Annotated in this window: 4 protein-coding genes and 1 pseudogene; 2 read left to right on the forward strand and 3 right to left on the reverse strand. The window is 70.8% G+C overall.

What is annotated here, in order from left to right:
• A pseudogene (locus tag ON29_RS25340) lies at positions 1-352 on the forward strand (enoyl-CoA hydratase-related protein); the annotation flags it as partial.
• 48 nt (positions 353-400) lie between these two features.
• Positions 401-1,426: an SDR family oxidoreductase gene (locus ON29_RS25345; RefSeq protein ID WP_040870156.1), complete on the forward strand. Its 1,026-nt coding sequence runs from the start codon at positions 401-403 to the stop codon at positions 1,424-1,426.
• Between the two features lie 22 nt (positions 1,427-1,448).
• On the opposite strand, the gene ON29_RS25350 is transcribed toward ON29_RS25345, so the two are convergent.
• The 3 genes from ON29_RS25350 to ON29_RS25360 all read right to left on the reverse strand — a co-directional run bounded on the left by ON29_RS25350 (position 1,449) and on the right by ON29_RS25360 (position 12,944).
• The gene (locus ON29_RS25350; RefSeq protein WP_373283919.1) at positions 1,449-2,702 is read right to left on the reverse strand and encodes an Nramp family divalent metal transporter; all 1,254 of its coding nucleotides are present in this window, start codon (positions 2,700-2,702) and stop codon (positions 1,449-1,451) included.
• A 134-nt stretch (positions 2,703-2,836) separates the two neighbouring features.
• Complete coding sequence (locus ON29_RS25355; protein WP_040870159.1) at positions 2,837-3,826, reverse strand: alpha/beta hydrolase; 990 nt, start codon at positions 3,824-3,826, stop codon at positions 2,837-2,839.
• Positions 3,827-4,064: 238 nt separating this feature from the next.
• Positions 4,065-12,944 (reverse strand): non-ribosomal peptide synthetase, encoded by an 8,880-nt coding sequence (locus ON29_RS25360; RefSeq protein ID WP_245549105.1) that lies wholly within the window; start codon positions 12,942-12,944, stop codon positions 4,065-4,067.
• Between the last annotated feature and the right edge of the window lie 163 nt (positions 12,945-13,107).

Here is a 13,107-nt window from a genome sequence, read left to right on the forward strand (position 1 = left end):
GGCGCGGCCGCGCTGGTCGCGGCGGCGGCCGGGCCGCCCGCTGGCCGCGCGGATGGCACTGCTCGGCGAGCGGCTGCCCGCCCGGGAAGCCGCGGCCGCCGGCCTGTTCACCGCGGTCGTGCCCGACGCCGAACTCGATGCCGCGGTCGAGGCCGGGGTCGAGAAGATCGCGACCGGTCCGCGCCGCGCGCTGGAGCTCACCAAGCAGGCGCTGAACCAGGCCACGCTGACCGCGCTGGACACGGCCCTGGCGGCGGAGAAGGCGGGCCAGACCGAGCTGCTGCGCTCCCCCGACTTCATGGAGGGCGCCACCGCGATGCTCACCAAGCGCAAGCCCGTCTTCGCCGACTGATCGGCCCGCCGGAACGTACCGCCCGGCAGGCGACTATGTTCATCGGCTATGACTTACCTGGTTACCGGGGCAACTGGGTTCATCGGTCGGTTCCTCATCCCCGAGCTGCTGAAACGCGAGGGTGACATCCATGTACTGGTCCGGCCGGGCGACGCCTCGGCCGACCGGTTCGCCTGCTGCGCGCAGGAATGGGCGGGCGGCGACCGCGTCCGTCCGGTGCGCGGCGATCTGGGCGCCCCGGGGCTGGGCATCGACCCGACCTGGCTGGCCCGGCATCGCGGCGCCATCGAGCACGTCTTCCATCTCGCCGCCGGCTACGACCTGACCGAGCGCGGCGGCGGCACCAGGAACCTGGTCGACGTCGCCGAGGAGCTGCGGGCCGATCTGCTGCACCACGTCTCGACCGTGGAGGTGGCCGGGTCCAGCGAGGGCCTGTTCACCGAGGACATGTTCGATCACGGCCAAGTGCTCACCACACCCGCGCAACGAGCGAGGTTCGAGGCCGAACGAATCGTGCGCGACTCGCCCCTTCGCTGGCGTATCTACCGGCCCTCGATCGTGATCGGGCATTCCAGGACCGGCGAGATCGACCGCATCGACGGCCCGTACTACTTCTTCCGGCTGCTGCGCATGGCCGCGCAGCTGCCCCGGCTGCTGCCGGTGCTGGTGCCCGAGCTGGGCGAGACAAACATGGTTCCGGTCGATTTCGTCGCCCGCGCCCTCGACCACATCGCGCACCGCTCCGGCTCGGACAAGACCACCTACCACCTGGTGGATCCGCGCAGGCAGAGCGCGGTGGACGCGCTGAACCTGTTCGCCGACGAGGCGGGCGCGCCACACCTGGTGGAGGTCGTGCCCAAGCGCACGCTGAACATGATGTTGCGCGTCCCCGGCGCGAACTGGCTGCTGCCCCGGGTCGGCGTGCCGCTGGACGTGCTGGAGCACAGCGAATTCACCTGCTGGTTCGACTGCAGGCACACCAGCGCGGCGCTGGCGGGCACCGACATCCGGGTGCCGCCGTTGGACGCCTACGCGCCGCGGATCTGGAAGTACTGGATCGAGAACTGGGTCTGATCGGCGCGCCGCACCGGGCGGGCTACCGCCCGGTGACGGTGAGATAGATCAGGGCGGCGTTGAGAACGGAGATGATCGCGGCGACCGCCCAGGCCAGCCCGGTGGTCAGCCGGCGGTTGACGTCCTCGCCCATCAGCTCGGGGTCGCTGGTGAAGCGCACCAGCGGGATCAGCGCGAAGGGTATGCCGAACGACAACACCACCTGGGAGATGATCAGCGCGCGCGTCGGGTCGATTCCGGTGGCCAGGACCGCGACGGCCGGGATCAACGTGATCAGCCTGCGCGTGAGCAGCGGGATCCGCTTGCGCAACAGGCCCTGCATGATCATCGCGCCCGCGTAGGCGCCGACCGACGTGGAGGCCAGGCCGGAGGCGAGCAGGCCGATCGCGATCAGCAGCGCGGCGGCCGGGCCGAGGACGTCGCCGACGGCGGCGTGCGCGTCCTCGATGGTCTCGACGTCCCGCCCGCGCAGGGTGCCCGCCGCCATCAGCAGCATGGCCAGGTTCACCGTGCCCGCCAGGACCATGGCCAGGCCGACGTCGATCTTGGTGACCCGTAGCAGCCTGGTGCGCAGCGGCCCCGCCGCCGGATGCCCGTGCCGGTCGCGGGCCAGACCGGAATGCAGATAGACCGCGTGCGGCATGACCGTCGCACCGATCATGGCGGCGGCGAGCAGGACGCTCTCGGTGCCCTGGAAGCGCGGCAGCAGACCGCCGACCGTGCCCGTGACCGACGGCGGGGAGATCACCACGCTCGCCAGGAAGCCGATCGCGATGATCGCGAGCATCCCGGTGATCACCCGCTCGAACGGCTGCTGGCCGCGCCGGTCCTGCACCACCAGCAGGCCCATCGACACGGCGCCGGTGATCACGCCACCGACCAGCATGGGCAGGCCGAACAGCAGGTGCAGCGCGATCGCGCCGCCGACCACCTCGGCCAGGTCGGTGGCCATCGCGACCGTCTCGGCCTGGCCCCAGTACGCCAGCCGGACCGGGCCGCTCGCCTTCTCGCGTACCGCCTCCGGCAGCGACCAGCCGGTCACCAGCCCGAGCTTGGCCGACAGGAACTGGACCAGCCCCGCCATCACGTTGGCCAGGACGATCACCCACACCAGCAGGTAGCCGAATTGCGCGCCCGCGCTGATATTCGACGCGACGTTGCCGGGATCGACATAGGCGATGGCCGCGACGAACGCGGGCCCCAGCAGGACCGTCACGGCACGTGCTCGCCCGGTGACGGACCTGGTCGACTCGACCAACGTTATACCCACGAACAGAATTTTACGGGTACCCGAACTTTTCGTTGCCGTTCGGCCTACAAAAACCGACCGCCTGGTTGCCGCAGCGCGGCGACCAGGCGGTCGGGGTGTTCAGCCGGGCGTCCCGGCTTCGCGCATCAGCGCGGTGGCGATCAGATGCCGAGACCCTTCGCGAGCACGGGCCACGACAGCAGGAACTCGTCGCGCCAGTAGCCCCAGGAGTGGGTGCCGGAGTTACGGAAGTTGTAGGTGGCCGGGATGCCCAGCTCGTTCAGCCGGTTCTGCAGGTTGTGCGTGCAGTAGTTGGTGCCCGCCTCGATCACGCCGCCGATGACGATCTGGTTGGCCAGACCGTACGCGCCGGGAAGGGCGTACTGGCCGTTGAGCGTGTCGTACTGGCCGGGCAGGCCGTTGCCGGTGGAGATGTACAGGTCGAGCCCGCGCAGCCCCTCGGCGTTCACGTACGGGTCGTTGGCCACCCAGTCGGGGGAGCCTTCCGGACCCCACATGTTGTCGGTGTTGCCGCCGCCCCAGGTCTCGACGGTCAGCTTGACGAACTCCGAGCCCACCGGGTCACTGGTCTGCGCGCAACCGCTGTAGGCCGCGGCGGCCTTGTACAGGCCCGGCTTGGAGATCGGCAGCGCCAGCACGGTGGTGCCCGAGGTGGACAGGCCCGCGATGGCGTTCACGCCGTTGGTGCCCAGCGCGCCGTCCACCAGCGGGGGCAGCTCCTCGGTGAAGAAGGTCTTCCACTTGTTGCGGCCGAGTACCGGGTCGTCCTTGATCCAGTCGGTGTAGTAGCTCCACTTGCCGCCGATCGGCTGGATGACGTTGACGTTCTTGTCCGACAGGAACTGCAGCGCGTCGGTCTTCGCCTGCCACGAGGCCTCGTCCTCGCCGCCGCCCGCGCCGTTGAGCAGGTACAGCGTGGGACGCGGCACGGAGGCGTCGGCCGGGCGCTGGACGTCGATGATGATCTTCTCGTCCATCGCCGCCGAGTACACGTACAAGCGGATGCTGCGCTCGTCCTTGTACTCGGCTTTGGTGATACGCGAACCGTCCGGGGCGACCGGGTTGCCCAGCAGGCTCTTGGAATCGATGATCGGATCAGCTGTCGCGCTGGACGCGCCGAGACCGGTCATCACTCCCGCGAGCACCGCGGTTGCCGCGATCGCGGCCGCGACCCGCAGGCCACCGCGCCGGCTCTGTCGACGTATCAATTTCGCACCTTCGCTTCGTCTCGAGATTCGCTCTGCATGCCCCACGCGCCGGGGTGGGTGCCCACGCACCACGCCCGACCATACGGCCTATGTAGTCGTCACGACAGGGGACTTCGTTACCGCACCGTTGCCCCATCATGCCCGAACGGTGTCGGTTCGATCATGACCGCCCCACGTTCCGTGTCGCTTCCCACCGCGGGGGGTCCAGCAATTCGGACAATCGGGGACCGATCTGCGCAAGCGCTTCCGGCGCCGTCATCTGATCGTGCGGGACGCCGACGGGATGATCGTCGACCCGGCCGTCGACATAAGGTTGCCAGCCGTCCGCCGCGGTCTCGTGACCGGCCGCGCTGAAGTAGTCCAGCCTGCCGCGGAAGACCGCAGGCCGGTGCTCGGCGATCAGCTCGGCCGAGCGCACCGCGCTGCGGTAGATCCGGCGCACCCGCTCCGGGGTGAGCACCGCCATGTCCGGCGGGATGGTGGCGTGCAGCGCGGCCAGCGCCTCTTCGCTCAGGTCGTGGATGTCGCCGTCGCCGGGCAGCAGCGCGTCCGCGCCGATGCCCAGTTCGGCCAGCGCCTCGCGGATCGCCGCACGGAAGTCGGTGACGTCGATGTCGGGGTGGCTGTCGAGCATGGTCAGCAGCCCGATCTCCTCCCCCGCGGACTGCAACTGCGTCGCCACCGCGTGCGCCAGCACACCGCCGAGCGACCAGCCGAGCAGCCGGTAGGGCCCGTGCGGCTGTACCGCGCGGATCTCGGCCACATAGCGGTGCGCCATCTCGGCCAGTGACTCGGGCAGGTAGCCCTCCTCGGTCAGCGCGGGCGACTGGAGGCCGAAGATCGGCGTGCTCGCGGGCACGTAACGGGCGAGACCCGCGTAGCACCAAGACAATCCGTACATCGGATGCAGGCAGAACAGCGGCTGGGCGGCGGCCACGTCGTGCGGCACCATCGTCCGGATCGGCAGCAGCACACCGAGCGCCGCGTTCGAATCCTGGTCGTAGTCGTGGTCGTCGGCCAGCGCGACCTGGATCCGGGCCGCCAGCGCCGCCGGAGTGGGATCGGTGAAGAACCACTGCACCCGCACCTCGGCGCCGGTGAGCGCGCGCAGCCTGCTGACCGCGCGGGTGGCGACGAGCGAGGTGCCGCCGAGATCGAAGAAGTCGTCGTCCATGCCGACCCGCTGTCCGGCGCCGGACGCGAGCACCTCGTCGAACACCTCGAGCACGGTCCGCTCCAGCGGCGTGCCGGGCGCCCGGTACGGACGGGTCACCAGCCGCGGCTCGGGCAGCGCCTTGCGGTCGAGTTTGCCGCTGGCGTTGAGCGGAAGCCCGGCGAGCGCGACGACAGCCGAGGGCACCATGTACGACGGCAGCGCGGCGCGGACGTGTGTCAGCAGCGCGGCCTCGTCGACGGTCTCCCCCGGCGCGGCGACCACATGGGCGACCAGCCGGTCACCGGTCGCGCCACGCAGCACCGAGACCGCGGCCTGCCGCACCTGGGGATGGCCGGTCAGCACGGCCTCGATCTCACCGAGTTCCACGCGCTGGCCGCGCAGCTTGACCTGGAAGTCGCCGCGGCCCAGATATTCCAGCGCACCGTCGCGCCAGCGCACGATGTCGCCGGTGCGATAGAGCCTGGCGCCGCCCGTATCGGCGACGAAACGCTCGGCGGTGAGAGCCGGGGCGCCGAGATAGCCGCGCGCCAACTGCACACCCGCGACGTACAACTCACCCGCCGCGCCCGGCGGCACCGGCCGCAAGTGCCGGTCGAGTACGTGCACGCGAGTGTTGGCCACCGGAACGCCGATCGGAATCGCCGCCGCGGCGCCGTCGCGCACGGGATGGTCAGTGACCACAGTGGCCTCGGCCGGGCCGTACCAGTTGACCAGCGCGGCGCCGGGCACGGCCGCGGCGAAAGCCGCCGCGGTCTCCCCGGACAACGCCTCACCCGCGGCGAACACCCGCCGCAGCGACGGGTACTCCGCGGCCGGATTCGCGGCCGGGTCCAGGAACGCGTCCAGCATCGACGGCACGAAATGCACCGTCGTGACGGCGTTCTCGATGATGAGGCGGGCCAGGTAGGCGGGGTCGCGATGGCCGTCGGGCGCGGCGATCACGATCGACGCGCCGGTCTGCAACGGCCAGAACAACTCCCATGCGGAGATGTCGAAGGTGATCGGCGTCTTGTGCAGCACCACGTCGCCGCCGTCGTGCGGATAGGCCGCCTGCGCCCAGCGGAACTGGTTGACCATCTGCCGGTGCGTGATCATCACGCCCTTGGGCCGACCGGTCGAGCCGGAGGTGTAGACGACATAGGCGACGGTGTCCGGATACCCGTGCTCCTGGGGCCACCGGCCTTCGTACGGAGCCAGATACAGCGTGTCCACCGCGACCACCGGCACATCGGTGGCGGTGTCGAACGCGTCGGCGGTGGTGGTCAGCACACAGATCGGAGCGGCGCTGCCGAGGACGTAATCGCTGCGCTCGGCCGGGTGGTCCGGATCGATCGGGACGTAGCCGCCACCGGCCCGCAACACCGCGTAGATCGCGACGACCAGATCGATGCCGCGCCGCATGGCCACGGCGACCAGCGTCTCCGGGCCGACTCCCCAGCGCATCAGCTCCACGGCCAGGGACCGGACGCGCGAGTCGAGTTCGGCGTAGCTGAGCACGGTTTCGCCGAAGCGCACCGCCGGCGCGTCCGGTGTGCGCGCCACCTGTGCGTCGAACAGCGTCGGCAATGTCGCGTCGTCGAGGAACTCCGGCACACCGGTGGCGTTGCGCGCGGCCAGTTCGGCGCGCTCGTCGTCCAGCAGCGCGTCGATCTCGCCGACGCGCGCCTGCGGGGTGGTCACGAAACGGTCGATCAGCGCCGCGAGCCGCTGCGCGAGAGCACGCGCCGCCGGTTCGCCGGTCACGTCGCGCAGGTACTTCACCGAGACGCGCAACCGGCTGTCCAGCACCACCATCACCGTGAACGGATAGTGGGTGCCGTTGACCGCGCCGACACCGGTGACGTTCATGCCGTCGATGGCGCCGGCCTGGTCCAGGCCCTCCCGGTCCACCGGGAACGACTCGAACACGACCAGCGAGTCGAACAACCCCTCCACGCCGACGGCTTCCTGGATGTCGCTCAGGCCCAGGTAGTGGTAGTCCAGCAGCGCGGCCTGCTCGGCCTGCAACCGGCGCAGCACCCCGCTCAGCGTGCTGGTCGCGTCCAGGCGCACCCGCACCGGGATCGCGTTGAGGAACAGCCCCACCATCGCCTCGACGCCGTCGAGCTCGGGCGGCCTGCCCGACACGGTGGCGCCGAAGACGATGTCGTCGCGGTCGACGGTGCGTCCGATCAGCAGACCCCAGGCCGCCTGCACCACGGTGTTCACCGTGACGCCGAGCCCCGACGCGAGCCGGGTCAGCGCGGTGGTGTCGGCCTGCGACAGCTCGAACCCGACTTCGCCGACGCCCGCGGAGATCTCGCGGCCCGGGTCGACCGGCGCCAACGGCGTCGGCTCGGTGATACCGGCCAGCGCGCCGCGCCACGCGGCGCGGGCCGCTTCGGTGTCCTGCGCGACCAGCCACGCCAGGTAGTCGCGGTAGGGCGGTACGGCAGGCAGATGCCGGGAGTTACCGCCGAACGCGTACAGCGTGAGCAGATCCTTCATCAGCAGCGGCATGGACCAGCCGTCGATGAGAATGTGGTGACTGGTCACCAGCAGGTGGTAGCGGGCGGCGGCGGACCGGATCAGCGCGAAACGCAGCAGCGGGGCGGTCCGCATGTCGAAATGGTCGGCCAGATCGGCCGCCTCGATCCGCTCCAGCTCGGCGGCGGCCGCGGCCGGTTCCAGGTGGCACAGGTCGATCAGCCGCCACGGCACCTCCAGCGCATCCTGCACGATCTGCACGGGCTTGCCCTCGCTGTCGTCGGCGAAGGCGACCCGCAGGTTGTCGTGCCGGTCCAGCACCGCCTGCGCGGCCGCCCGCATCCGGTGGGCGTCCACCGCACCGCCGAGATCGAGCACGAACTGAGTGGTGTAGACGTCCACCGAGTGCTCCGCGAGCAGGGCGTGGAACAGCATCCCCGATTGCAGCGGCGTGAGCGGCCAGGCGTCGGACAGGTCCGGGTAGGCGCGCGCGAAGCGATCGATATCGGGCTGCTTGAGCCGCACCAGCGGGAAGTCCGACGGGGTGAAGCCGCCCGCGTCCGGGCGCAGGCCGTGCTCGGCCAGGCCGCCGAGTGCGCGAATCCAGTGCTCGGCGAAGGTTTTCGCGTCCTCGCCGCGGAATGCCGTGGCGGCGAAGTCGAACCGGGCGAGCAAGCCGTCGTCCGTGGCGTCGACGGTGAGCACGAGCAGCAGATCGTCGGACGGGATGTCGGTGTGCACCCGCGCCGGGCGCAGATCCCGGTAGCGCAGCGCGAACCGGCCGCGCCCGAGACCGCGCAGTTCGGCGGCGGTCTCGGCGTTGAGGTGGCGCAACAGGCCGTAGCCGACACCGTGCGAGGGCACCGCTCGCCGCAGCTCCTTGATCTGCGCGATCGCCGTGCCCGCCGCCGGACCGCCGATCAGGGCGTCATCGATGTCGATCCTGGTCAGCCGCAGTGGCAGCGGGAATTCGGTGACGAAGCCGCCCACGGTGCTCTCCGCGTCGGCCCCGGTGGCCGCGCGACCGTCGGCGGGCAGCCGGACGACCGAACCGATGGCGCGGGTGACGGCCTCCCCCGCGGAGGTCCGCAGGGCCAGCGCCAATGCGGTGAGCAGGATGTCGTCCACCCCGGCGTGGTACGCCTCGGCGGCCGCGGCGACGGCCTCCGCGCCCTCCGCGGTGATCGTCAGCGACACCCGGCTGCGTGCGCGCAGATCTCGGCCGTCGGTGCCGGCGCCCTCCGCGACCGTGCCCAGGGCCCTTCGCCACCAATCCATTTCGGCTACGGTGCCCGGATCGTGCGCCGCGGCCGACAAGGTTCGCACGAGCGTGCCGAGACCGGATTCGGGGCCCGCGGGCGCGGCGTGGCGTGCCCGGTTCCAGCGGGCGGTGAGCTGGTCGACGATGGCCCGCCAGGAGACGTCGTCCACCACGAGGCTGCTGGCAACGACGATGAGCGTGGAGCGACCCTCCGGACCACCGGTGAGCACGAAGTAGATGTTGCGGCCCTGCTCGGGATCGAGTGCGGCCGCGACCGCCTGCACCACGTCGTCGATGGGTAGCGACGTCTCGCCACGCTGCGGGTCCAGCCTGCGGAACGCCTCGCCGGTACGTTCGGCGGCCGGGGGAATGCGCAGCGACGCGGCGCCTTCGTCGTCGTAGCGCACCTGCACCCACAGCATGGGGTGCTGGTCGAGCACGGCGGTCACCGCGCCGTGCACCGTCTCCACGGGGCAGGTCTCGGGGACGTCGAGCGCGACGGCTCGCACTTCGATGCCCTCGTCCAGCATCCGCGCGGCGTGCGGCGTGAGCGGTAGTTCGCCCGCCTCGTCGCCGGGGCCGCCCGCGACGGCGGCGGCGCGGGCCAGCGCGGCGACGGTCCGATGTTCGAAGACGTCGCGCGGCGAGAAACTCACCCCGCGTGCGCGGGCCCGGGAGACCACCTGGATGGACACGATGCTGTCGCCGCCGAGGGCGAAGAAGTCGTCGTCCAGGCCGACCCGGTCGACGCCGAGCACCTCGCCGATCACCTCGGCGATCACGAGTTCGGCCGCCGTCCGCGGGGCACGGTGGGCGCGCGCGTCCAGCTCGGGCTCCGGCAGGGCCTTGCGATCCAGCTTGCCCACCGGCGTCAGCGGGATCGCGTCGAGCACGACGATCGCCGTCGGAACCATGTACTCCGGCAGCGTGCGCCCGACCCGCTCGGTCAGCACGGCCGGGTCCACCGTGGCATCCCCGGCCGGCAGTACGTAGGAGACGAGCATCGTCGCGCCGGATGGGGTTGCACGCCCGAGCGTCACCGCGAAGCCGACCTCGGGCTGCGCCGCCAGCGCGGCGTCGATCTCACCGAGTTCGATGCGGAAGCCGCGCACTTTCACTTGGAAGTCGTTGCGGCCCACGTATTCCACCACCGGCGCGGTCCCGGCGCGACGCCAGCGCACCAAGTCGCCGGTGCGGTAGAGGCGCTCACCGGGTGCGCCGTACGGGTCGGCCACGAACCGGGCGGCGGTGAGCGCGGGACGTGCGTGGTAGCCGCGCGCGAGCTGAATGCCGCCCAGATACAACTCGCCCGTGACACCTTCGGGCACCGGACGCAGCCTGCTGTCGAGCACCAGCGACCGCATGCCGCGGATCGGACCACCGATCGTGACCGGTTCGCCGGGCCGCAGCGGATCGCTGATGTTGGTCATGATGGTGGTCTCGGTCGGCCCGTAGCCGTTGTGGAAATCGCGCTCCGGCACGGTGGTCCACCTGGCCGCCAGATCGGCGGGCACCGCTTCACCGCCCGCCACGACGGTCCGCATCCCCGTCAGCGCGTCCGGGTCGAGCGAGGCGAGCACGGAGGGGGTGAGGAAGGCGTGCGTGACGCGCTCGGCGCGAATCAGTTCGGCCAGCTCCTCGCCACCGAAGGTCAGCGGCGGCGCTACCACGAGCCCGCCCGCGGCGCCGAGCGCGAGCAGTAGTTCCAGCATCGACGCGTCGAACGAGGGCGACGCGAACGCCAGCGCACGGGCGGACGGATCGAGCCGGTAGCGCTCCACCTGCTCGACGCAGAAATTCGCCAGGCCCGCATGGGTGATCACGACACCCTTCGGCAGACCGGTCGAGCCGGAGGTGTAGATCACGTACGCGGCGTTGCCCGCGCGCAGCGCTCCGCGCAGTTCGGCGGGCCGCAACGGCTGGTCGGAGCGCACGGCGACGTCGTGGGTGAAGTCGGGATCGTCCAGAGCGACCCACGTGCCGCCGGCGAGGACGGGCAGATTCTCCAGCTCGGCGGTGAGCGTCACGCCGAGCGAAACGCCGGAATCGGCGACCATGTGCGCGATGCGGTCGGCCGGATAGGCCGGGTCGATCGGGACGAACGCCGCCCCGGTCTTGGCCACCGCCCACAGGGCCAGCACGGCTTCCACCGAACGACGGAGCGCGATGGCGACCGGTACCTCCGGCCCCGCCCCGCGGTCGATCAGCGCGCGCGCCAATTGCGCGGACGCCGCGTCGAGTTCGGCGTAGCTGAAGGTGCGGTCGTCGGCGACCACGGCGACACCGGCCGGGTTCACGGCGACAGCGGCGGCCATCAGGTCCGGCAGCGTGCGCGGCGGCACGGCGGGTGCGCCGGTACGGGCGATCAGGTCGGCGCGCTCCGCGTCGTCCAGGATCTCCAGATCGCCGACCGCGGTGCCGGGATGCCGGACGATCGCGGCCAGGACGCGACGGAACCTGCGGCCGAATTCGACGACGGTCCGCTCGTCGAACAAATCGCGGGCGTAGGTGAATTCGGCGGCGATACCGGCTTCCGCGCCCGACTCGGTGCGCTGCTCGCGCACGGTCAGCAGCAGGTCGAACTGAGCGGTGTCAGCGGCCGGGTCGAGCGCCGTGAAGCTCAGACCGGGTAGTTCGAAGCTGGTCGCGGATAGGTTCTCGAACGACAGAGCCACCTGGAACAGCGGGTGGCGACCGGCCGAGCGTTCCGGGTCGAGCGCCTCGACCAACCGCTCGAACGGGATGTCGGCGTTGGCGAAGGCGCGCAGATCCGTTTCCCTGGTGCGGGCCAGCAGCTCGGTGAAGCCGAGATCGGGCGCGACCCGGGTGCGCAGCACCAAGGTGTTGACGAACATGCCGATCAGATCGTCGAGTTCGACCTCGCCGCGGCCCGCGACGGGCGTGCCGATGGCGATGTCGTCGGTGCCGGACATTCGAGCCACGAACACCGCGAACGCGGTGTGCACCACCATGAACAACGTGGCGTTGTGCTCCCGCGCGAGGTCGGCCAGCGCCGCGTGCACGTCGGCGTCGACGACGAAATCGGTACGGCCGCCCGCGAAGGACTGGGCGGGCGGGCGCGGGCGGTCCGCGGGCAGGTTCAGCTCGTCGGGCAGGTCGGCGAGTTCGGTTGTCCAGTAGGCCAGTTGCGCGCCCGCCGGCGACTCGGGGTCGTCGTCGGCGCCGAGCGCCTCGCGCTGCCACAGCGCGTAGTCGGCGTACTGGACCGGCAGCGGCGCCCAGGACGGCTCGCGGCCGCCGCTGCGCGCCACGTAGGCCAGCATCAGATCCCTGGTCAGCGGGCCCATCGACCAGCCGTCGGCGCTGATGTGATGCGCGACGAAGACCAGCACGTACTCGGTGCCGGCGAGCTGGAACAGCCGCGTGCGGCACGGCACCTCGGTGGTCACGTCGAAGCCGGCGGCGACGGTCCGCTGCGCCTCGAGCGCGAGGTCCTCGTCATCGAGTTGCACGGGCGCCAGATCCACCGGCACCTCGTGCGGAGCGAGGATTCGCTGTACCGGGCCGTCCGGCGTCTGCGGGTAGATTGTGCGCAGGATCTCGTGACGCGCGACGATGTCGGCGACGGCGTCCTGCAACGCGGCCACGTCGAGGTCGCCGGACAAGCGGATCGCGGCCGGGATGTTGTAGACCGAGGCCGAGGTGTCGAACTGGTTGAGGAACCACATGCGCTGCTGGGCGAACGACAGCGGGACGCGGTCCGGACGCGGTCCGGCGATCAATGGGGTGCGCTTGCCCGCACCGAAGCCCCGTTCGACCTTCGTGGCGAGTCCGGCCACGGTGGAGGCCTCGAACAGCACACGCACCGGAACACGAGCATCCAACGCCGCACCGATACGCGCCGCCACCTGCGTTGCCAGCAACGAGTTACCACCGAGCGCGAAGAAATCATCATCGACACCGACACGCTCGACACCCAACACCTCGGCATACACCGACGCCACGATCTCCTCGATCGGAGTCGACGGCGCACGAAACACCTGAACCTCGAACTCCGGCTCCGGCAACGCCTTACGATCCAACTTGCCGTTCACATTCAACGGCAAAGCATCCAGCACCACGAACACCGACGGCACCATGTACGACGGCAACACAGCAGTGAGCTCCGACCTCACCCGCGCCACATCGACACCCGCACCGGCATCGGCACCGCCAGCAGCCGCAGTACCGGCACCAACAGCAGCCGCAGTCCCGGCATCGGCATCGGCATCGGCATCGGCATCGGCATCGGCACCGGCATCGGCATCCCACCCAGCCACAACACCAGAAGGCACCAAG

Origin of the sequence: Nocardia exalbida NBRC 100660 (assembly GCF_000308575.1) — a bacterium.
GTDB classification, from domain to species: domain Bacteria; phylum Actinomycetota; class Actinomycetes; order Mycobacteriales; family Mycobacteriaceae; genus Nocardia; species Nocardia exalbida.

What these genes read in the sequence shown, in the direction of transcription:
- ON29_RS25345 (WP_040870156.1), top strand. Translation starts at nt 401, where the DNA reads ATGACTTACCTGGTTACCGGGGCAACTGGGTTCATCGGTCGGTTCCTC.
- ON29_RS25355 (WP_040870159.1), bottom strand. Translation starts at nt 3,826, where the DNA reads ATGACCGGTCTCGGCGCGTCCAGCGCGACAGCTGATCCGATCATCGAT.